The organism is Paraburkholderia unamae (genome assembly GCF_003096875.1).
GTDB lineage: Bacteria > Pseudomonadota > Gammaproteobacteria > Burkholderiales > Burkholderiaceae > Paraburkholderia > Paraburkholderia unamae.
Window position 1 is genome coordinate 312,866 of the sequence record NZ_QEOB01000012.1, and the last position, 21,601, is coordinate 334,466.

At 64.4% G+C, this 21,601-nt stretch carries 20 protein-coding genes and 2 pseudogenes; 10 read left to right on the plus strand and 12 right to left on the minus strand.

Going from position 1 to position 21,601, the window contains the following annotated elements; all coding sequences use genetic code 11:
• Positions 1-364: 364 nt before the first annotated feature.
• Both C7402_RS46400 and C7402_RS48200 read right to left on the minus strand, forming a co-directional pair.
• Positions 365-697 (minus strand): hypothetical protein, encoded by a 333-nt coding sequence (locus tag C7402_RS46400; protein WP_133254555.1) that lies wholly within the window; start codon positions 695-697, stop codon positions 365-367.
• Positions 698-1,078: 381 nt separating this feature from the next.
• A pseudogene (locus tag C7402_RS48200) lies at positions 1,079-1,222 on the minus strand (IS66-like element accessory protein TnpA); the annotation flags it as partial.
• A gap of 417 nt (positions 1,223-1,639) precedes the next feature.
• Between C7402_RS48200 and atzF the strand changes: the two are divergent.
• The 10 genes from atzF to C7402_RS25535 all read left to right on the plus strand — a co-directional run bounded on the left by atzF (position 1,640) and on the right by C7402_RS25535 (position 12,147).
• Positions 1,640-3,499 (plus strand): allophanate hydrolase, encoded by a 1,860-nt coding sequence (gene atzF, locus C7402_RS25490; RefSeq protein ID WP_116612660.1) that lies wholly within the window; start codon positions 1,640-1,642, stop codon positions 3,497-3,499.
• A gap of 73 nt (positions 3,500-3,572) precedes the next feature.
• The gene (locus tag C7402_RS25495; RefSeq protein ID WP_116612631.1) at positions 3,573-4,670 is read left to right on the plus strand and encodes a BMP family ABC transporter substrate-binding protein; all 1,098 of its coding nucleotides are present in this window, start codon (positions 3,573-3,575) and stop codon (positions 4,668-4,670) included.
• Between the two features lie 84 nt (positions 4,671-4,754).
• Entirely contained in the window at positions 4,755-5,888 is a 1,134-nt protein-coding gene (locus C7402_RS25500) for an ABC transporter permease (RefSeq protein WP_112176835.1), read from the plus strand.
• Positions 5,881-6,807, plus strand: coding sequence for an ABC transporter permease (locus C7402_RS25505; protein WP_112176834.1), 927 nt, complete (start codon positions 5,881-5,883; stop codon positions 6,805-6,807). Before C7402_RS25500 ends, C7402_RS25505 begins: the two co-directional genes overlap by 8 nt.
• Before the next feature lie 45 nt (positions 6,808-6,852).
• A complete protein-coding gene (biuH, locus tag C7402_RS25510; protein ID WP_116612632.1) occupies positions 6,853-7,545 on the plus strand; it encodes a biuret amidohydrolase in 693 nt (230 codons plus the stop codon).
• A 2-nt stretch (positions 7,546-7,547) separates the two neighbouring features.
• Positions 7,548-9,182, plus strand: a complete 1,635-nt coding sequence (locus C7402_RS25515; protein ID WP_116612633.1) for an ABC transporter ATP-binding protein — start codon at positions 7,548-7,550, stop codon at positions 9,180-9,182.
• Positions 9,183-9,185: 3 nt separating this feature from the next.
• Positions 9,186-10,184, plus strand: coding sequence for a formamidase (locus tag C7402_RS25520; RefSeq protein ID WP_112176831.1), 999 nt, complete (start codon positions 9,186-9,188; stop codon positions 10,182-10,184).
• 6 nt (positions 10,185-10,190) lie between these two features.
• The gene (locus tag C7402_RS25525) at positions 10,191-10,859 is read left to right on the plus strand and encodes a cysteine hydrolase family protein (protein WP_116612634.1); all 669 of its coding nucleotides are present in this window, start codon (positions 10,191-10,193) and stop codon (positions 10,857-10,859) included.
• Positions 10,856-11,305: an oxalurate catabolism protein HpxZ gene (gene hpxZ, locus C7402_RS25530; protein WP_116612635.1), complete on the plus strand. Its 450-nt coding sequence runs from the start codon at positions 10,856-10,858 to the stop codon at positions 11,303-11,305. Before C7402_RS25525 ends, hpxZ begins: the two co-directional genes overlap by 4 nt.
• A 122-nt stretch (positions 11,306-11,427) precedes the next feature.
• Positions 11,428-12,147, plus strand: coding sequence for a GntR family transcriptional regulator (locus C7402_RS25535; protein ID WP_116612661.1), 720 nt, complete (start codon positions 11,428-11,430; stop codon positions 12,145-12,147).
• 281 nt (positions 12,148-12,428) lie between these two features.
• On the opposite strand, the gene C7402_RS25540 is transcribed toward C7402_RS25535, so the two are convergent.
• From C7402_RS25540 to C7402_RS48340, 10 genes and pseudogenes are all read right to left on the minus strand, one after another.
• Positions 12,429-13,148, minus strand: coding sequence for an amino acid ABC transporter ATP-binding protein (locus C7402_RS25540; protein ID WP_112176828.1), 720 nt, complete (start codon positions 13,146-13,148; stop codon positions 12,429-12,431).
• The gene (locus C7402_RS25545) at positions 13,135-13,785 is read right to left on the minus strand and encodes an amino acid ABC transporter permease (RefSeq protein WP_116612636.1); all 651 of its coding nucleotides are present in this window, start codon (positions 13,783-13,785) and stop codon (positions 13,135-13,137) included. The genes C7402_RS25540 and C7402_RS25545 overlap by 14 nt, the downstream gene beginning before the upstream one ends.
• The gene (locus C7402_RS25550) at positions 13,782-14,459 is read right to left on the minus strand and encodes an amino acid ABC transporter permease (RefSeq protein ID WP_116612637.1); all 678 of its coding nucleotides are present in this window, start codon (positions 14,457-14,459) and stop codon (positions 13,782-13,784) included. The genes C7402_RS25545 and C7402_RS25550 overlap by 4 nt, the downstream gene beginning before the upstream one ends.
• Positions 14,460-14,517: 58 nt before the next feature.
• Positions 14,518-15,324 carry a transporter substrate-binding domain-containing protein gene (locus tag C7402_RS25555; RefSeq protein WP_112176825.1) on the minus strand — a complete coding sequence of 269 codons (807 nt, stop codon included), beginning with the start codon at positions 15,322-15,324 and terminating at the stop codon, positions 14,518-14,520.
• A 391-nt stretch (positions 15,325-15,715) separates the two neighbouring features.
• Complete coding sequence (locus C7402_RS25560) at positions 15,716-16,531, minus strand: transporter substrate-binding domain-containing protein (RefSeq protein ID WP_116612638.1); 816 nt, start codon at positions 16,529-16,531, stop codon at positions 15,716-15,718.
• A gap of 52 nt (positions 16,532-16,583) precedes the next feature.
• Positions 16,584-17,657 (minus strand): ABC transporter ATP-binding protein, encoded by a 1,074-nt coding sequence (locus tag C7402_RS25565; RefSeq protein WP_116612639.1) that lies wholly within the window; start codon positions 17,655-17,657, stop codon positions 16,584-16,586.
• Positions 17,658-17,699: 42 nt separating this feature from the next.
• Entirely contained in the window at positions 17,700-18,542 is an 843-nt protein-coding gene (locus C7402_RS25570; RefSeq protein WP_116612640.1) for an ABC transporter permease, read from the minus strand.
• Positions 18,539-19,456, minus strand: a complete 918-nt coding sequence (locus tag C7402_RS25575) for an ABC transporter permease (RefSeq protein ID WP_116612641.1) — start codon at positions 19,454-19,456, stop codon at positions 18,539-18,541. The genes C7402_RS25570 and C7402_RS25575 overlap by 4 nt, the downstream gene beginning before the upstream one ends.
• A gap of 4 nt (positions 19,457-19,460) precedes the next feature.
• A complete protein-coding gene (locus C7402_RS25580) occupies positions 19,461-20,558 on the minus strand; it encodes an extracellular solute-binding protein (protein WP_116612642.1) in 1,098 nt (365 codons plus the stop codon).
• Between the two features lie 278 nt (positions 20,559-20,836).
• Positions 20,837-21,073, minus strand: a pseudogene (locus C7402_RS48340) (hypothetical protein); the annotation flags it as partial.
• Positions 21,074-21,601: the final 528 nt, after the last annotated feature.

Genomic DNA, 21,601 nt, shown 5'->3' on the forward strand with positions numbered 1-21,601 from the left:
AGGACCACACTACACACTGTGGTCCTGAGGCATCTTTCGCATTCCCGAAAGCTGCCGTTGGCGATCGGCAGGTTATGGCCGAACTCTGAAGACCATCGGAAGCGCACACGCAACGGATCGCGTTGACCGGTTGAATCCGCAACCCTGAGCGGTCACTCCGTGCTCACCCGCGGGCAACGGCAGATTGAATCGAGAAGTTACAACGGTCATTTTCCCACGCACGCAGGGACTCCGAATTTTGACCGCGCCGGCGTTCTGATACTGGAATCTGAAAGGTAGCTGAAGGTGGCTTTCGATGCAAATCGTTTCTCGGTAGGGGCGGTTGAGTGCAAGCAAATGTGCATTTGTATTTCCATCCGGAAATTTATCTACCAGCACCAAAATCGATATATCTTAAATTGTTTAAAAATGCAGCAGTAAAATTACCGAGAACAGATTTGATCACGTCGTAACCGGGAAACGCGATAGCGCACAATGGCCAAATCATGAGGAAATATAAGCCCACGATATATCTGGCAAAAAGATAGTGTTCGGCAGATGTAATCGCGACGTCATTCATGCAGTATCGTTGACGATCAGATTGAATGTTCCAAAACGCTATCTCAACCACCTGGTTACGCGTTGCAGTACTCACCGATTCCGCCGCCTGAATGTAGACATTGGCCTTGTCGGCAATAGTTTTGTTTGTGCCACTCATCGTTACCTCTTCTATTTCGATACGGAGAGCCGGGAGCACTTCTCCCGCAAGACGCGCACCGAGAAAAGTTCACGGCGATCTGATTCTCCCCACACATTTCAGGACTACCTGCAACAAAGCGATCACAAGCATGAAAACCCGGAAGGACATTAAGGTAATGGAGCATTCAGCGCCGAATTTTCCAGATTCAGCAACCACCTGCCAAAAAGCATAGACGAGAAAACTCAACGAACCAGGGGAGACTCCTTTTAATCCTATGACCAATATCGCAGGAGTCAATCTTTTGCTTTTGCTGTTTGCTCCTCGCCGCTCGCTTGCCGTATCGCGTAGCATCCGGCAGGTTCCAAGAGTCAATCGGCCGTTCTGCAACGATCGATGTCAATTCGGCCCGTGTTCCTGAGCCAGTCGTGCGACCGAGACAACCGGTTCACATGCCAGCTTGGCGAGTTCTCGCCGAAACTCGATGGGGTGGTCGGGGGTACCTTTACGCGTGCGCGTCGCTGCTGTTGCAATCTCAGGTGGCAACAGTAGTCTCTACCGCTCGTTTGGTGGGATCGGTCTGGACGGTACTGGGGCAATGCCAACCCCGAAAATTTTCTTGAATGACAGCTAACGCCGAATGCGGCTGCGACGCGACGCGTCTGCACCCTGGCAGCGCTTGCCCGATGTACGCGCAGCGACCCGGCGTGGCGAGAATGCCCTGAAGCGTGGCGCGCCGCGCCAGTGCGAGGCGCCGCCGCCGTGCACTGGCAACGTGAATCGCTGCACCGCCCGGCAACATGAAACGGCCCACGATGGCGCGCGATCTTCGCGGTAAATCGCTGGATCGACACGCTGTCGATTGCCCGAAAAGCTTGTGCGGACAAGCGTTTGCCGCTCGCTTTATCGCATCTGGCATGGATGCTGCGTGGCGCACTTCATCTTGTATTCAAGATTGAACTCATGCCACGCACCGCTGTGTTGAAGGTTCACGCCCTGCTCGACGCCTATCGCCGCGGCGAGATCTCGCCGCGCGACATCGTCGCTACCGTGCTGCAACGTCTCGCGACCACGCATCGTCCCGAAGCGTGGATCCTGCGCGTGTCCGAGGCCGATCTCGTCACGCGCGCGGCGCAACTCGAAGCGTTGCTCGCCGACGAAGGCCCGGCGCTGTTCGCGCGCATGCCGCTGTTCGGCGTGCCGTTCGCGGTCAAGGACAATATCGATGTCGCGGGCCTGCCGACAACCGCCGCTTGCGAAGCGTTTGCCTACACGCCCGACGAAACCGCGTTCGCGGTCGCGCGATTGCTGGAGGCGGGCGCGATCCTCGTCGGCAAGACCAATCTCGATCAGTTCGCGACCGGCCTCGTCGGCACGCGTTCGCCCTACGGCGCGGTGCGTCAGATCGAGCGCGACGCGTACGTTTCCGGCGGCTCCAGTTCGGGTTCGGCGATCGCGGCCGCGGCGGGCATCGTCGCGTTTTCGCTGGGCACCGATACGGCGGGCTCGGGGCGCGTGCCGGCGGGCTTCAACGGACTCGTCGGCCTCAAGCCGTCGCTCGGCCTCGTGAGCAAGCGTGGCGTGGTGCCGGCGTGCCGCACGCTCGACACGCTCTGCGTGTTCGCGCACGACGTCGCCGACGCATGGACGGTGCTCGACCGCCTTGCCGCCTTCGACGCGCGCGACGGTTACGCCAAGCGGCTCGCCTCGCGCGGCTTGCAGCACGCGCCGCTGCGCATCGCCGTGCCGGACACGCTGACGTTCTTCGGCGACGATCGCGCGGCCGGCGCGTTCGCCGCGACGCTCGACGGCATCGCCGCGCATCTCGCGCTCACGCCTTCGACGTTCGCGTTCGCGCCGTTGCAGCAGGTCGCGGCGCTGCTCTACGACGGGCCGTGGGTGGCGGAGCGGCGTGCCGCGCTCGGCGACTTCTTCGACACGCATCGCGCGGACATCGACCCGACCGTGGCGAAGGTGATCGGCCAGGCGGCGCGTTTCGACGCCGCCGCGGCGTTCGACGGCCAGTACGCGCTCGCGGCCCTGAAGCGCGACGCCGAGGCGCTGTTCGAGCATGCCGACGTGCTGATCGTGCCGACCACGCCGACGCATCCGACCATCGCCGAGGTAGAGGCGAATCCCGTCGAGGTGAACAGCCGCCTGGGCGTGTACACGAACTTCGTCAATCTGCTCGACTGGTGCGCGCTCGCCGTGCCCGGTGCGCCGCGCGCCGACGGCTTGCCCGCGGGCGTCACGCTGATCGCGCGCTCGGGCGCCGACCAGCAGCTTGCGGTGCTCGGCGCGCGCATTCAGGCGTGCTTCGACAACGCCGCCGACGCGCGCGCTGCCGACGCAATCGCCGCGCAGCCGCTGCCGCTCCAGGAACCGACCGTCACGCTTGCCGTGGTCGGCGCGCATTTGCGCGGGGAGCCGTTGAACTGGCAACTCCGGCAGGCCGGCGCGCGCTTTCTCGAAGCGACGACGACGGCGCCGTGCTACCGGCTCTATGCGCTGGCAGGCACCGCGCCACCGAAGCCCGGCCTCGTGCGTCAGCGCGACGCTGTGGAGGGCTCGCAAGGCGAGGCCATCGACATCGAACTCTGGGAGGTGCCGCTGCGCACGTTCGGCGCGTTCGTGGCCGCCGTGCCCGCGCCGCTCGCGATCGGCTCGCTCGACACCTTCGACGGACGCATTGTGAAGGGCTTTGTCTGCGAGCCGTGCGCCGTCGCCGCCAGCGCGGGCGCCGTCGACATCACCGCGTATGGCGGCTGGCGCGCGTATCTGGCACATCACGTTGCGCACCGCGCGCCGCCACCGCATGCCTGACGTCTCCGATCCGCCATTCCAAAACGTAGTGAAACCCGAACGCAGTGAACGACCCACTCAAGGAATCCACACCATGACCCAACGCCGCGACTTCATCAAACAGGCCGGCGCGCTCGCGCTCGGCAGCCTGCTGCCGCTCGAAAGCGTGTTCGCCGCCGACAAGCTGACGGTCGGCGTGGTCTACGTCGGCTCGAAGGGCGATTACGGCTACAACCAGGCGCAGGCGCAGGCCACGGCGGTCATCAAGAAGTTGCCGAACGTGAAGGTGGTCGAGGAAGAGAACGTGCCGGAAACGGTCGCGGTGCAGAAGTCGATGGAAGCGATGATCGAGCAGGACGGCGCGACGCTGATCTTCGCGACCTCGTTCGGCTATTTCGATCCACACGTGCTGAAGATGGCCGCGAAGTATCCGAAGATCCGCTTCGCGCATTGCGGCGGACTCTGGAAGCCGGGCAATCCGCCCAATATCGCGAGCTACTTCGGCTATATCGACGAATGCCAGTACCTCAACGGCGTGGTCGCGGGTCACATGAGCAAGAGCAAAAAGCTCGGCTTCGTCGCCGCCAAGCCGATTCCGCAGGTGCTGCGCAACATCAACGCGTTCACGCTCGGCGCGCAGTCGGTCGATCCGTCGATCACCACGCACGTGATTTTCACGGGCGACTGGTCGATGCCGGTCAAGGAAGCCGAGGCGACCAACAGTCTCGTCGATCAAGGCTGCGACGTCCTGACCTGCCATGTCGATGGTCCGAAGGTGGTGATCGAAACGGCGGAGAAACGCGGCGCGATGAGCTGCGGCTACCACGCGAGCCAGGCCGCGCTGGCGCCGAAGGGGTATCTGACCGGCGCCGAATGGGACTGGGCGACGCCGTACAGGACGCTCGTGGCCGACGCGCAGGCGGGCAAGCCGCAGCCGAACATTTTGCGCGGTGGCCTGAAGGAAGGCTTCGTGAAGATGTCGCCTTACGGCGCGAAGGTCACGCCCGCCGCGAGGACGAGCGCCGACACGATCAAGGCGCAGATGGTGGCCGGCCAGTTCGTGATTTTCAAGGGACCGCTGAAGGACAACAAGGGCGGCGCGGCGATCGCGGCGGGCACGAGCTACGCGCAGACCGATATCACGCTCGAAAGCATGAACTACCTCGTCGCGGGCGTCGTCGGCCAGATCTGATCGATGCCCACGTCGATGCCCACGTCGCGCGCCATCGCATAACCGCCGCGTGCCCACGCTCGCACCCCCTTGCAAGGAGAGATCATGCGCGCTCGCGCTTCCTCGGTGACTTCAGTCGGCGCCGCCCGCGTGCTGATCGGCGTGCTGCCCGCCTTGCCGACGCTCGCGGCGATCGTCGGCACGTTGCTGCTGTTTTCGCTGTTCCTGCTGATCCAGGGGCAACCGGCCGGCGACGCGATCGTGCTGATCGCGCAGGGCGCGTTCGGCTCGTCGTTCGCGTGGCAAAGCACCTTGCTGCGCGCCGCGCCGCTGATGCTCACCGCGTTGTGCGTGGCGCTGCCCGCGCAGGTCGGGCTGATCGTGATCGGCGGGGAGGGCGCGCTCGCGCTCGGCGGCCTCGCGGCGGCGCTCATGCCGCAACTGCTGCCGGCCGCCACGCCCTGGTTCGTCGCGACGCCGCTCATGGCGGTGGCCGGCATGCTCGTGGGCGGCGCGTGGATCGGCGCGGTGGGCGCGTTGCGCCAGTGGCGCGGCGTGAACGAGACGATCAGTTCGCTGCTGATGTCGTATATCGCGATCGCCGTGTTCAAGTTTCTCGTGGAAGGGCCGCTGCGCGATCCCGCGAGCCTGAACAAGCCGTCCACGCCCGCGTTGCCCGACGCGTTTTCGATCGGTTCGCTGCCGGGGCTCGACGTGCACTGGGGTCTGTTTTGGGGCGCGCTCGCGTGCGTGGCGGCGTGGGTGTTCGTGCGTCATAGCACCAAGGGCTTCGCGATGCGCGTGACCGGTGGCAATGCGCGCGCCGCGCGCCTCGTCGGCCTGCCGGTGAATTCACTCGCGTTGACCGCGTGCGTGCTGGGCGGTGCGGCCGCGGGCCTCGCGGGCATGTTCGAAGTGGCGGCGGTGCAGGGCAGCGCCAACGCCTCGCTGCTGGCGGGCTACGGTTACGCGGGCATCCTTGTCGCGTTCGCGGCGCGCCAGAATCCGCTCGCGATCGTCGTGTGCGCGGTGATGATCGGCGGCATCGAGGCGAGCGGCAGTCTGCTGCAACGTCGTCTCGATCTGCCCGACGCGACCACGCTGGTTCTGCAAGGTCTGCTGTTCGCGAACCTCCTCGCGTGGGAAGCGCTGGGCGGACGCCTCGCCGCGTGGCGCGTGAAGCTTCAGGCCGCGGCGCAATCCGAAGTCTCGCCTTCGCTGGAGCAAACTCATGCCTGATCTGCAATCGCCGTTTGCCGTGCTGATGCTCTCGCTAGTCGCGGGCGCTATTCGCGTGAGCACGCCGTATCTGTTCGTGAGCCTCGGCGAATGCCTGACCGAGAAGGGCGGGCGCGTGAATCTCGGCCTCGAAGGCATTCTGGTGTCGGGCGCGATGAGCGGTTACGCGGGCGCGTATCTGACCGGCTCGCCGTGGGCAGGCGTGCTCATCGCGGGCGGCGCGGGCCTGCTGCTCGGCTGTCTGCACGGCCTGATCTGTTCGTTGCCGCGCGTGTCGGACATCGCGTTCGGCATTGCGCTGATGCTGTTCGGCACCGGTCTTGCGTTCTATCTCGGCAAGCCGTTCATCGAGCCGCAGGCGCCGATGCTGCGCTCGTTCGATTTCGGCGCGTGGAGCGCCTCGCCGCAACTGCATAACGCCATGCACGTGAACCCGCTGTTTCTGATCGGCGTGGCGCTGGCGTTCGTCCTGCAATGGGGGCTGCGTTCGACGCGCTGGGGCATGACGCTGCGCCTCGTCGGCGAGAACGTGGAGAGCGCGCGGGCGATGGGCTATGCGGTCACGCGCGTGCGCATCGTCGCGACGGCGGTCGGTGGGTTCTTCGCGGGCGTGGGCGGCGCGTATCTGTCGCTCGTCTATCCGGGCAGCTGGAACGAAGGGCTGTCCAGCGGCCAGGGGCTGATGGCGGTCGCGCTCGTGATCTTCGCGCGCTGGCAGCCGCTGCGTTGCCTGTGGGCGGCGCTGCTGTTCGGCGCGGCGGGCGCACTCGGTCCCGCGTTGCAGGCGATCGGCGTGACGAGCGGCTATTACCTTTTCAACGCCGCGCCCTATGTGCTGACGCTCGCGATCATGATCGTCAACTGCCGGCCGGATCGCACGCTCGCGGGCGCGCCCGGCGAGCTGAGTCTCACGCGCTGACGTTTTCCTTCGCCTTCGAATCCATCCGTCTCACCGGAGACCGACATGACCCGTTTCATCGACGCCCGTCCTTATCCGTGGCCTTATGACGGCGCGCTGCGCGCCGACAACACTGCGCTCGTCATTATCGACATGCAGACCGACTTCTGCGGGATCGGCGGCTATGTCGACAAGATGGGCTACGACCTCTCGCTCACGCGCGCGCCGATCGGGCCGATCCAGCGCGTGCTCGCCGCGATGCGCGCGCAAGGCTTCACGATCATCCACACGCGCGAGGGGCATCGGCCCGATCTCTCCGATCTCCCCGCGAACAAGCGCTGGCGTAGCCGCCGCGCGGGCACGAACGGCGTCGGCATCGGCGACGATGGTCCATGCGGCAAGATTCTCGTGCGGGGCGAGCCGGGCTGGGAGATCATCGACGATCTCGCGCCGCTGCCGGGCGAGATCGTCATCGACAAGCCGGGCAAGGGCTCGTTCTGCGCGACCGATCTCGAACTCGTCCTGCGCACGCGCGGCATCGTCAATCTGGTGCTCACGGGCATCACCACCGACGTATGCGTGCACACGACGATGCGCGAGGCGAACGATCGTGGTTTCGAATGCACGATCCTCGCGGACTGCTGCGGCGCGACCGACAAGGGCAATCACGACGCGGCGCTGAACATGGTGCTGATGCAAGGCGGCGTGTTCGGTACCGTGTCGGATTCGCATGCGCTGCTCGCGACGCTGGGACGCTGATCATGTCCACGCTCGCCAGCATGAAACCCCTGCCGTCCCGCGGCGGCGCGCTTGGCATCGAAGTGCTCGGCGCGAGCAAGCGCTTCGGTGCGTTTCGCGCGCTCGACGACGTCACGCTCAAGGTGCGCGCGGGCACCGTCCACGCCTTGCTCGGCGAAAACGGCGCGGGCAAGAGCACGCTCGTGAAAGGGCTCGTGGGCTACGGCGTGCTCGACAGCGGGCAGATCGTCGCCGATGGGCGCGAGGTGCGCATCGCCTCGCCGCGCGACGCGCAGGCGCTCGGCATCGGCATGGTCTATCAGCATTTCACGCTGGCGGCGGGCTTGTCGGTCGAAGAAAACCTGCTGCTCGCGCGCGGCAAGCTGCCGTTTAAAATTGATTGGCATACCGAACGAAAGGCGCTGGACGCGTTCATGCACACCATGCCGTTTCGCCTCGCGCTCGACGCGCCGGTGTCGGGTCTCGCGGCCGGCGAAAAGCAGAAGCTGGAGATTCTCAAGCAGTTGTATTTGCGGCAGCGCTTGCTGATACTCGACGAGCCGACTTCCGTGCTGACGCCGCAGGAAGCCGACGAGGTGCTCGGCCTGATGCGCGATCTCGCCACGCGTAACGAGCTGACCGTGCTGATGATCACGCATAAGTTCCGGGAAGTGATGGCCTATGCCGACGATGTCACGGTGTTGCGCAAGGGGCGTCTCGTGGGCAGTTGCGCCGTGCGCGACACCGATCGCGATCGCCTGGCTTCCTGGATGATGGGCGGCGATAACAGTGTCGACGCGCGCGCCACGGCCGGCATCGACGATGGACAGCCCGCGCGCAAGCCGATCGCCGCCGATGCGCCGGTCGCGCTCGAACTGTCGAAGCTGACGGTGGTGGACGATCGTGGCCATGCCGCGGTGCGCGAGGCGTCGCTCGCCGTGCGCGCCGGGGAAATTCTCGGGCTCGCGGGCGTGTCGGGCAACGGCCAGAAGGAACTGGTCGAAGCGCTGGTCGGGCAGCGCCGCGTGCAGTCGGGCGCGATGCGGGTAAAGGGCGAGGCGTACCGCGCGACGCGCGAAGCGATGACGCGCTTGTCCGTGTTCGCATTGCCGGAAGAGCCGCTGCGCAACGCGTGCGTGGCGAACTTGAGCATCGCCGAGAATCTCGCGCTGCGCGATTTCGATCGCGCGCCGCTGCGCGCGGGCGGCTGGCGGCTGAACCGCCGCGCCATGCGCGAGCGTGCCGAACAGCGCATCGACGAATTCAATGTGCGGCCGCCGGTGCCGGACCGCGCGATCGGCACGCTCTCCGGCGGCAATGTGCAGCGCGCCGTGCTCGCCCGCGAACTCGGCCAGCCGGTCGACGTCCTGATCGTCGCCAATCCGGTGTTCGGGCTCGACTTTGTTTCGGTCGCGGATATACACGCGCGCATTCTGGCCGCGCGCGACTCCGGCGCGGCCGTGCTGCTGGTGAGCGAAGACCTCGACGAATTGCTGGAACTGGCCGACCGCATCGCCGTGATCGCGCAAGGGAGGCTGGTGTTCGAAACCCCCGTGGAAAACGCGGACCGCGTGGTGCTCGGGCGCCACATGGCCGGCCACGGCGACGATCGTCAACCCGACGCGGCGGTGCCGTCCGCTGCTTTTCATGGAGCCTGAACGATGAGTTCGAGTGGACTCGGCGGCTTGAACCGCTCGCCTGCGGGCGTGGTGATCGGCCTCGTGCAACTGCGCAATCCCGATATCGAAACACCGGCGCAACTCGCGGCACAAACGCAGCGCATCGTCGATCTGGTCGGCAAGGCGCGGCGCAACAACGCGGCGATGGATCTCGTGGTGTTTCCCGAATACGCGCTGCACGGCCTTTCCATGCGCACCGACGACGCGATCATGTGCACGCTGGACGGCCCCGAAGTGGCCGCGTTCAAGGCCGCGTGCGTGGCGTTTCGCATCTGGGGCTGCTTCTCGATCATGGAGCGCAACCCGCACGGCAATCCGTACAACAGCGGCCTCATCATCGACGATAAGGGCGAGATCCAGCTGTATTACCGCAAGCTGCATCCGTGGGTGCCCGTCGAGCCGTGGGAGCCGGGTAATCTCGGCGTGCCGGTGTGCGTGGGACCGCGCGGCGTGAAACTCGGTCTCGTCATTTGCCACGACGGCATGTTTCCGGAGATGGCGCGCGAAGCCGCGTACAAGGGCGCGGAAGTGATCCTGCGTACGGCGGGCTATACGGCGCCGATCCGGCACGCGTGGCGCATCACCAATCAGTCGAATGCGTTCCAGAATCTAGCGCAAACCGCGAGCGTGTGCCTGTGCGGTAGCGACGGCACGTTCGACTCGATGGGCGAAGGCATGTTCTGCGATTTCGACGGCACCGTGATGGTGGACGGCAGCCATCGTCCCGACGAGATCATCACCTGCGAGATGCGGCCCGACCTCGTGCGCGAGGCGCGCGCGCACTGGGGCGTCGAGAACAATATTTATCAGTTCGGCCACCGCGGCTATGTGGCCGTGAAGGGCGGTGCGAGGGACTGCCCGTACACCTTCATGCAGGACATGGTGCGCGGCGAGTATCGTCTGCCGTGGGAAAGCGAGGTGCGCGTGACCGACGGCACCTCGTGCGGTTTCCCCGCGCCCGAACGCACTTACAAGGGTTGATCGACCATGCCGATTCTTGCTGGCGCGTTGCCTTCTCCTTTCTCGTACGAGGCGTCAAAGACCGCGCTCGTGGTGATCGACATGCAGCGCGATTTCATCGAGCCCGGCGGCTTCGGCGCGGCGCTCGGCAACGACGTGTCGCTGCTGGGCGGCATCGTGCCCGACGTCGCGCGGCTGTTGCGGCACGCGCGCGAGCGCGGCTGGTTCGTCGTGCATACGCGTGAATCGCATGCGGCGGATTTGTCGGACTGCCCGCCCGCGAAACGTTTGCGCGGGCAGCCGAGCGCGCGCATCGGCGACATGGGTCCGATGGGCCGCATTCTCGTGCGCGGCGAGCCCGGTAACGCGATCGTCGACGCGCTCGCGCCCATCGGCGGCGAACTCGTGATCGACAAGCCGGGCAAGGGCGCGTTCTACGCGACGCGGCTCGGCGAGGAACTCGCCACGCGCGGCACCACGCATCTGGTGTTTGCGGGCGTCACGACCGAGGTGTGCGTGCAGACGTCGATGCGCGAGGCGAACGACCGCGGCTACGACTGCCTCGTGATCGAGGACGCCACAGCGAGCTACATTCCCGCATTCAAGGACGCGACGCTCGCGATGATCCGCTCGCAAGGCGGCATCGTCGGGTGGACCGCGACGCTTGCGCAACTTCTGGAGTCCGATCCAACATGACGCAACACAAGCTCATACCGGTGATCGACGATCCGGCCATCGTCGCCCAGGTGACGGCGGCGTTCGAAGCCTACGAACGCGCGCTGATCGACAACGACGTCGCTGCCATGAACGTGTTGTTCTGGGACGCGCCCGAGACGGTGCGCTACGGCATCGCCGAAATCCAGCACGGCGGCGCGGCCGTGCGCGCGTGGCGCGAATCGTGCGCGCCGGTGCCGAAGTCGCGAAAGCGGCATCGCACGGTGGTGACCACGTTCGATCGAGACTACGCGACCGTGAGCACCGAATTCACCAGCGACGCCACGCCGCTCGTTGGCCGCCAGATGCAGACGTGGGCGCGGCTTGGTGCGCCTGATGCGGCGTTCGGCGGCTGGATCATCGTTGCGGCGCACGTGAGTCTGATCGACGCGCCGGATGCGCTGGCAGCTTACGCAACCCTCGGTTAATCCACGCTTGGCACGCAAACGCGCGCAGGAGAACGGTCATCGAACCCAAACGGCAGATCGACGCGAAACAGGCCGATTCACAGGCGTCGGATGACGCGACCGTGGAGGCAAACGAAGACGCGATCGGGGACGCGAGCTCAGGCGCGGCGAAAGTCGTATATGGCGCGAATCCGCTGGCGGAGCAGGTGTATCTGCAACTCAAGCACGACATCTTCGACTTCCGGCTCTTTCCCGGCGACCGTTTTTCGGAAACCGACATCGCGCAACACTACGGCGTTTCACGCACGCCGATGCGCGACGCGCTGTTCCGTCTGCTACGCGAGGGCTATCTGGAAGTGGGTTTCCGGCGCGGCTGGAAAGTGTGCGACATCGATTTCGATCGTCTCGATCAGCTCTACGATTTGCGCATCGTGCTGGAACTCGCCGCCATCGAACGCGTGGCGAGCGCAGGGCCGTCGCATCGCGTCATCGACACGCTCAAGGCAGTCTGGTGCGTCGCGCCCGAATTGCGCGAGAGCGACCCCGCGCGCATGTTCCGGCTCGACGAGAGCTTTCATCGCGGTCTGGTCGAAGCGACCGGCAACGCGGAAATGCTGCGCGTTCACAACGAAGTGACGGAACGTATCCGCATCGTGCGGCGGCTCGATTTCCTCAAGCCGCATCGCACCGACGCGACCTACGACGAGCACGCGACCATGCTCACGCTGATCGAGCGCGGCAAGCTTGCCGAAGCGGCCATCCTGCTGCGCGCGCATGTGACGCAGAGCAAGCTGGAAGTGCGCAAGATCACCGTTTCGATGCTGGCACAGGCGCGCCATAGCAAACTGCCGTTCGTGAGTTGAAGCGTGGTTCGCGCAGGCATATCGGGCCACGAACGCAGGTGCAACGGTCTTTCCGTGCTTCGTGCCGAGTCGAACGGCTTACTGGTCAGGCTTCCGGCTGGAGGCTGAACGTTCGCATCGGCTCTGTCACGTTGACGTGCGTGAGCGTGTGGGCAGAAAGACAGGCTTGCTGATTAATGGACACCATTGGCTGCGGCGTCGGCTGGCACGATTCGCCCGTTCAACGCTGCATCTGCGAAGCGCCTATCGGCTTCAAGGAACTTGCACGCCGAGCCATCGTGTCACTGAATGAAGCGCCGCAATTCCACTGTCGACGGGCTGCCGAAAATTTCCTCGGGCGGTCCGCTTTCCCACACTCGGCCTTCGTGCATGAACACCACGGTGTCGCTGACCGCTCGCGCGAAGCGCATTTCATGGGTGACCATGATGAGCGTCATGTCCTCGCGCGCCAGGTTTTCCACAACACCCAACACTTCGCCCACCAGTTCGGGGTCGAGCGCCGACGTGATCTCGTCGCAGAGCAGTACGCTCGGCTTCATGGCGAGCGCGCGTGCAATGGCGACGCGCTGCTGTTGTCCGCCCGAGAGTTGATCCGGATACGCGTCGAATTTGCCGCCGAGGCCAACACGCTCCAGCATCTCCTGCGCGATTGCGCGCGCCTCCTTGCGTGACGTCTTCTTGACGACCTTTTGCGCAAGTATCACATTCTCGCCGGCGCTCAGATGCGGAAACAGGTTGTATTGCTGAAAGACCATGCCGACCTTCAGTCTCAGCGCGCGCAGGTCCGCGTGCCGCGCATCGACGTGTTCGCCGTCGATTTCGATCGATCCCGCGTCGATGCTTTCGAGTCCGTTCAGCGTGCGCAGCAAGGTGCTTTTGCCGGAACCGCTGCGTCCGATGATGCAGACGACCTGGCCGCGCTCGACGGCGAGGTCGATTCCCTTGAGTACATGGTGGGCGCCGTACTGCTTTTCGACGCCCTCGGCTTTAACGAGCGGCATGCCATTTCCTTTGAAGCGCCCGCGCAAACCGCGTCAGCGGATAGCACAGGGCGAAATAAATCAGCGCAACGAGTCCGTAGACGAGAAACGGGCGAAACGTTGCGTTCGAAATCTGTGTGCCGGCCTTTGTGAGTTCGGCGAAACCGATGATCGACACCAGCGCCGTGTCCTTGATGGCCTGAACGCCGAAACCCACGGTGGGGCCTATGGCGATGCGCGCGGCTTGCGGGAGGATCACGTGCCACATTTGCTCGAAATATCCCATGGCGAGACTGGACGACGCCTCCCACTGGCCCTTCGGCACCGCCTCCACACAGCCGCGCCAGATCTCGGCGAGATAGGCGCTGGTGAAGAACGTGAGGCCGAGCGTGGCAGCCGTCCATGCGGAGACGTCTATGCCTAGCAACGGCAACCCGAAGTAGACGATAAAGAGCTGCATCAGCAACGGTGTGCCCTGGAACACCTCGATATAAATGCGCACGACCGAGCGCAGCACGAAGGAGTTGGATACGCGCATCACGAGGAGCAGCAACCCTGCCGCGCCGCCGGTCGCGAACGAGACGAGCGAGAGCAGGACGGTCCAACGCGCGGCCAGGAGCAAACCCTCGACGATCTGAGCGAATGTGAATTCAATCATCGCGCGCCTCGTACGTTGCGCGTGAACAAGCGCCGGCCGGCGGCGTTAAGCGCGCCGCGTAAGAGGAGCGCCATGACAAGGTAGATGCCGGCGATGAGGAAATACGTTTCGAAAGCGCGGAAATTGCGCGACTGCACATAGCTTGCCGCATACGTGAGATCCGCGACTGAGATTTGCGAGACGACCGCCGAGCCAAGCATCGTGATGACGATCTGACTCGCCAGAGCAGGGAACACCTTTGCGAACGCTTGTGGAAGGAGCACGTGTACAAACGTTTCGCGGCGCGACATCGCCAGCGCCGCAGCAGCCTCGCGATGTCCGCGCGGCACGGCCTCAATGCCTGAGTGCAGAATTTCCACGGAGTACGCGCCGAGGTTCAACGTCATGGCCAGAACGGCCGCCGTATATTCGCCGATGTGCACGCCAAGGGCAGGGAGCCCGAAGAATACGAAGAAGAGCTGGACGAGAAAAGGCGTGTTGCGGATCGCCTCCACGTAGGCATGAACGGCTGCGCGCGGCATCGCACGGGGGCTCTGGTACGCAGCGGCACCCGCAACGCCGAGGCTGATGCCGAGTACCGTCGAGGCCGCAGTGAGCGCGATTGTGACGGCCGCGCCGCTTGCGAACATGCTGGTATAGGCGCCGAGGTCGCCGAACTGAAGCTGATAACTCATGAAGGAACGAGGGTTGCACAGCGGTGAAAGCGCCCGCCGCGCGTGGCGGCGGGGGACGTCAAAGATTGGCTGGCAAGGGCTGGCCGAACCATTTCTTCGACATCGCCTGGAGCGAGCCGTCTTTTTTCGCCTGCTCGATGGTCGCGTTAACCTTGGCGAGCAGTTGCGGCTCGTTTTTGTCGAGGCCGACGAAGCACGGCGAGTCCTTGATGACGAACTTCATCTGCGGTTCGCGCGGCGGGTGCTTGGCGAGAATCGCCGCGGCGACAATATTGCCTGCGGCGATCAACTGCACCTGGCCGGAGAGAAAAGCCTGGATTGTGGCGTTGTTATCATCGAAGCGGCGGATGGTGGCGTTGGGTGCCATGTTCGTGAGCGCAACTTCCTCGAGCGCGCCGCGCGTCGCGCCGACGGTCTTGCCGGTCAGGTCCGCCGGGCCGCCGACCTTGATATCGGCAGGCCCGAAAACGCCCTGAAAGTAGGGGGCATAGGCCTGTGAAAAATCGATGACCTTCTCGCGATCCGGCGTCTTGCCTAGTGATGAGATGACGAGGTCGACCTTGTCGGTTTGCAGATAGGGAATCCGGTTTGCGCTGTTGACGGGCACGAGCTGTAGCTTGACCTTCATCGACTTCGCCAGCAGTGCGGCCATGTCGATGTCGTAGCCCTGCGGCTGCATGTCCGGGCCAACGGCACCAAACGGCGGATAGTCTTCCGGGACGGCGACGCGTAGCGTGCCGCGTTTGGTGATGGCGTCGAGCGCGTCGGCGTTGGCCGCTTGTGCCGCGAAAACGGTCAGCGCGGGAACGGCCAGGAGCGCAGCGAGCCAACGACGACGTTGAAGTGATTGGGTCTTGTTTTCCATCGTGGGATTTCCAAAGAGGTCTGTCGCCCGCAATTGACGTCAAGCACGAGCGTGCCGTGGGCTAAGCAAGGACTGCGCCAACTTCATGCGTTGCGCTTGTTCACGGGGAGTCTAACGGGCAGTCCATGGAATCGTTGCGCGGGCATTGGCCTCATTTCGGACGTTATTCACCAGATCGGTGCATAAATGCTGATGCGCCGCTTCAGCCGGTGCGGCGCTATCCAAAGAAACAGTTAGGTCGCCGTGTACGTGACGTCATCTACCAACGTCTGCGAGATGACTTCCGGGCCACGCATGACGGTGCCACTAGCGCCGGGAATGGCGCTGCCGAGCGCCCGCGACGGGTTACGCGGGGCCTCTCGAACACCGGAAGCAAGACGGCTGCTCGGCCTCACAGGTCCGTGGGCAGCGGTGTGCGCAACCACTTTTGCGAGATCGTATTGAGCGTGCCGTTCTTCTTCGCGCCCGAGATCGCATCGTTCACTTTCTGCATCAGGCGCGGCTCGTTCTTGTTCAGACCGACATGATCGGGTGAACTAAAGAGTGAAAACTTCTGTTCGGGGTCGATGGACGGGTGACGCGCGATGATGGTCGCGCCCACGTCGTTACCGACGACGAGCAACTGCGCCTGGCCGGAGAGGAACGCTGAGATCGCGCCGTTCGGATCGTCGAAGCGCTTGAGCGTCGCGCCTGCTGGCGCGACCTTCGTCACGCTCAGGTCTTCCAGCGTGCCGCGCGCCACGGCGATGGTCTTGCCCGCAAGATCGGCCGAGCTTTTCACGGCAAGGCTTTTCGGCCCGAACACGGCGAGGTAGTACGGCGCATACGCCTGCGAGAAGTCGATGACCTTCGCGCGCTCCGGCGTTTGGCCGACCGACAGCAGCATGTCCGCCTTGTGGTCCGCGAGGTAGGCCATGCGGTTGTCGCCCGTTACCTGGACAAGCTCGACCTTCGCATTGAGTGCCTTGCCGATTAGCGTGGCCATGTCGATGTCATAGCCCTGCGGCTGCATGTCGGGGCCGATCGAGCCGAATGGCGGGTAGTCTTCGAACACGCCGATCCGCACGACTCCGGACTTCGCGATCGTATCGAGGGTGTCGGCTTGTGCGAACGGTGCGACGGTGAGCGCGCTCAGGCAGGCAAACGTGACAGCGGCGCGGGCGAGCAGCCCCCGGGCGGGGTGAGTGGATTGGGCGGAGATGTTCATGGTGGGCTATGTCCTTGGGAGGCTCTGGCAGGAGAGGGTTTCGCCGCTGCGCTCAGGCGGCTGGGCGGGCGGCAATGAGCTTGCAGGCATGCGGCGGCAGTTCGGCGAAAACAGGCATTCCTGTGTGCAGGGCCGGCGATTCACGCGGTGTCGTGGTGGCCGTCAGGGTGAAGCCTTCGCACGCAATGGTGGCTTCAATCGAAACGCCCACGTCGCGCACGAACGTCACGACGCCCGCAAGCGTGTTCGGTGCTGCGGCGTCGCCGCGCGAGCGCAGGCACACGTCTTCCGGGCGGATCAGCAGACGCATGTCGCGTCGAGCATCATCCGCGTGCGCCGCTTTCGCTACGGCGAGGCGCTGGCCGCCGCGCAGCATGATTTCGCCGTTGCCGACGTCCTCAACGGGCAGGATGTTGCCGAGGCCGATGAAATCGGCGACGAACTCGTTGACGGGATTGCGATAGATGTCGAGCGGCTGCCCTGTCTGCTGGATCCGGCCTTTGTCCATCACGACGATCTCGTCGGCCATCGTCATCGCTTCGCGCTGGTCGTGCGTGACCATGATCGTGGTGATCCCGAGCCGTTGTTGCAGCAGCTTGATCTCGACCTGCATTGCCTCGCGCAGCTTCGCGTCGAGTGCCGAGAGCGGCTCGTCGAGCAGCAAGAGGCGCGGCGACGTGGCGATCGCGCGTGCAATCGCCACGCGCTGGCGCTGGCCTCCGGAGAGTTGCGTGACGAGGCGGTTCGCGACGTGCGGCAAGCGGATCATGTCGAGCAACTCGGCAACGCGGCGCGATTGCGTGGTCGCGTCGGTCCTGCGCAAGCGCAACGGATACGCAATATTCTGCGCGACCGTCATATGCGGAAACAACGCGAGCGACTGGAATACCATCCCGAAGTTGCGCCGGTTCGCGCTCACGCGCAACAGGTCTTCGCCAGCAAAGGTCATCGAGCCGGACGTGGGCGTTTCGAGCCCGGCGATGATGCGCATCAGGGTGGTCTTGCCGCAGCCCGAGGGGCCCAGAAAGCACACGAGCTTGCCGTCGGGGACGTTCAGGTTCACGTGATCGACGGCGTACGCATCGTTGAAACGCTTCGCCACGTCTTGCAGTATCAGCTGGGTCATCGTCATTCCTTGGTCGGGGGCGGCGATATGGGTGTCCGGCGCCTAAAGCGCGACGCCGTTGTCACCGACGAGCTTTTCGAGCAGCCAGATCAGCGCGAAGTCGATTGCGACGATGAAGACCGCAAAGGCGAATACGGTCGGGTCGAGCGACGAGACGGTCCGGCTATAGAGCCAGACCGGCAGCGTCATCGTGTCGACGTTGTAGAGAAAGAACGTCACGGTGAACTCGTTGAACGACACGATGAAGGCAAACAACATGCCGGCGAGAATGCCAGGCCTCATGAGCGGCAGCACGACGTCGCACAGCGCACGTCCGGGGCTCGCGCCCATCAGGCAGGCTGCTTCCTCGAACTCGGGGCCGATCGCGGCCACCGACGCCGCACAGTTTTTGACGGTGAACGGCAGCGTGAGAATGACGTGCGCTGTGACGAGGCGCAGCAAGCCGAGCTCAACGGGCAGTGCGTTGAAGACGAGCAGTAGCGCGAGTCCGAGCATCACGACCGGATAGACGATGGGTAGCGCGACCAGTTGCTCGACGAGCGTGCGGCCGCGAAAGCGATAGCGTGCGAGCGCATATGCGGCCGGTACGGCGGCCAGCGTCGAGACAAGCATCGTGGCGACGGCGACGATGAGGCTCGTGGTGAGCGCCGCGCCCATCGACAGCGCGTCGGTGTCGTCGGGCGAGACGAACGTGCGCCACGCCGCGCGGTACCAGTGCAGGCCGAAATGCGCGGGCGGAAACTCGAGCGTGTCGGCCGTGCCGAATGACATCACGATCATCGTGAGAATCGGCAGGGCGGCGAGAAACAGAACGAGGGTGGCGAGCCATGCGGTCGAGCGGCCGAGGCGTCCGGGCAGCGCCGCACCGGGCAGGAAGCGGTTCATCGGCCGGGCTCCACGGTGTGCTGCCGGCGGCGCGCGAGGCGCTGGGACACGGCCATCACGGAGAGCGTCGCAGCCATCAGCACGATACCCGAGGCCGACGCGGCCGGCCAGTTCAGCAGCGGGGCAACCTGATCGTGCACGAGCACCGCGAGCATCGGCACACGCCGGCCGCCGAGCAGGAGCGGCACGGCAAACGCGCTCGCGTTGTACGCGAACACGAGCAGCGCGCCGGACACGATGCCGGGCATCGCGAGCGGCAGCGTGACGTGCCGGAGCGTTTGCCAGCGCGAAGCGCCGAGCGTGGCGGAGGCTTCGTCGAACGAGCGCGACACGGCGCGCAGCGCGCTCGACATCGGCAGCACGCCGAGCGGAAACGCGGTCTGGATCAGACCGAGCAGCACGCCCTGTTCGCGGTACAGCCACATCACAGGGCGTTGCACCAGCCCGGCCGCCTTCAATGCATGGTTCAACACGCCTGCGGGGCCGAGGATCACGAGCCAGCCATATCCCTGAAGCAGCAGGTTGACGAGCAGCGGCAGCAGCACCAAGGCCAGCATGAGGCGGCGTGCGAGCCGCGATTCGGTGCGCGCCATCGCCAGCGCAACGGGAGTTGCCAGCAGCATGGCGCAGACCGTGCTCTCGAACGCGAGCCGCACCGTGAGCCAGAGTGACTTGAGGAAGTACGCGTCAGCGAGATCCGCGTAATTTTGCAGCGTGAACGTGTGCCATTCGTTGCCTGGCACACCGAAACTCATGCGCAGCACGACGAGCGAGGCGGCAACAAGAACGGCAAGCACGACGAGGATCGGCGCGAGCAGCAGCCAGGGCGGCATGCGCGCGAGCGCTGGCCGGTCGCGCCCCCGGCACGCACGCGGTCCGGCGGATTGTGCTGCGGCTGATGAAAGGGCAGACATGACGTCAGGCAGCGAAGAGACCGGTGTAGCGCTTGATCCACGCGGCCTGTACGGCAGCGAGTGCCTTGTCGTCGTGCAGTATGGCCTTTTCGGCGATCTGTTTCGGTGACGGCACGAATGCGCGGCTTTCAGCGGGAATCACCGCACGGGCGTTGACGGGGCCATTCAGCACGTCGGCCGCCATACGCCCCTGAACACCCGCGTCGAGCGAGTGGTTGATGAACGCGTGAATGAGGTCGAGGTCACCGGGATGCGCTTTCGGAATCACCGTAAACATCAGTTGCGTCGCGAAGCCCTCTTTCATGCCGTACGTGATGCCCAGGTTGTACTCGGGCTTGCGGATCTGGTCGGGGAAGAACGCAGCCGAATAGATGCCGCCGATATCAAGCGAGCCCGTACGAAAGAGGTCGGCGACCTGGTTCGGATTCTCGCCGAGCGTCATCACGCGCTCCCTCAGTTCACCGAGCTTGCGAAAGCCTGGCTCGATGTTCTGCTGCGATCCTCCCGCGAGTTTGGCCGCAATGATCGTCAGGTCGACGGCTTCGGCCCATTCCGGCGGCGGCAGGAACAGGCGCCCTGAGTACTTTGAATCCCAAAGCGATTCGTAGCTCGCTGGCGGCGTTTTCACTGTCGAGGTGTTGTAGACGAGCCCGTCCGACCACAACAGATACGCGACGCCAAACCCGTTCGCTCCTGTGCGATAGGCCGCAGGCACGTCCTTGAGGTTCGGCAGGCGGCCGAGGTCGGGCTGGGCAAGCAGTCCAGCGTCGGCAAGACCGGCCGCACCGACACCTGCGAGCGTAATCACGTCGTAGGTGGGGCGATCGCCTGCGGCCTTGACCTTCGCAACCATGCCCGATGTGCCGTCCGCGCGATCGGCGATGACTTTTGCGCCGGTTTGCTTGCTGAACGTCTGGGCGATATTGCGCAGAGCGGCCGCGCCGGTATCGTCCGACCAGGTTAGAAGACGAAGCGTCTTGCCGGCAAAATTGTGGTCCTGCGCACGGGCCGTCTGAATGAACGGCATTGGCAGCGCGCAGGCACCGAGCGTGCTGCCGATGATCTTCATGGCCTGCCGTCTGCCGGGTTTCAAACTCTGCACGATTCTCTCCTGGGGAATGACGCTGCCTCAAAGAGGCGGTGGGCTGCACCGTGCCCGAACGGGGCATTGACCGCTGTTCCGCAGTGCGGTGTGAGAAAGGAATGTAGGTAGCCCAAATTCGCCGGACAATCGAAATCTCCTCATGGGCCGCATGAGATTCCCTCATGGCGCCGCACGAGAGAAGGCGCTCAGGCGAGGCGGGCCCCCGTTTTTTCCTGACATGCGGCGAGCCCGAATGAGCAGAGTTCGCGGCCTAGCCTGTTCTGGCTGTAGCCGTCTCACGAGGGTTGAGCAAAGATCCGCTTGTGGCGTGTTGAGCCACACCATGCCGCGCCGGACGCGGCGTCACGAGTTACCGCAGTTGCGACGACGCCGTACCACGTCTCGGTGGCCGTGGCGACGGCCCCTGCCTCGCTATCGAACGCGCTTACGCGGGGCGCAGCGCCGAAGATCTCGTCGCGCCAGCGCCCACCGTCGATAGAAACGTCGGCGAAGATCGTCGAGCAGACGACATCGCCGGGGTCGCCCGGGCAGCGCCCCGCGCGCTACCTTTTGCGGTCGGGTGCCCACCGTGCACAATTCTTGAGCGGGCTGAACTGAACGCCCGGCACGAACGGATTGCCCTTGAGCGCTTGTGATTCACGAAATGGGATGGCGCCAATATGCGGTGCCGGGGCGATGGCGGGCGTTCAATACATGGCAACGCATTTTCATTCGCAGGCGCGTCGGGAGGCAGGGGTTGCGTGTCAAATAATCAGCGTAGCGGCCCCAGAAATTATTTTTCGATAATCGCTTGACGGGTGATTCAGCGACCTGCATAATTCGCCTCCTTCGCTGATCGCTGCGAACGAAAACGCAGCGATTAAGACGAATTGCTCTTTAAAAATTTACAGCCGATAAGTGTGGGCGCTTGATGCGGTGGCGCGGCCTGACCTTGTTCTTCGGAATGAAGTCGGGAGTAGCGAAAGTATCAAGAGTCTCACACTAAAGTAAGTCAGGTTTTTGAATTTATTCAGAACCTGTCAGCTTTGAGTGAGCGACTG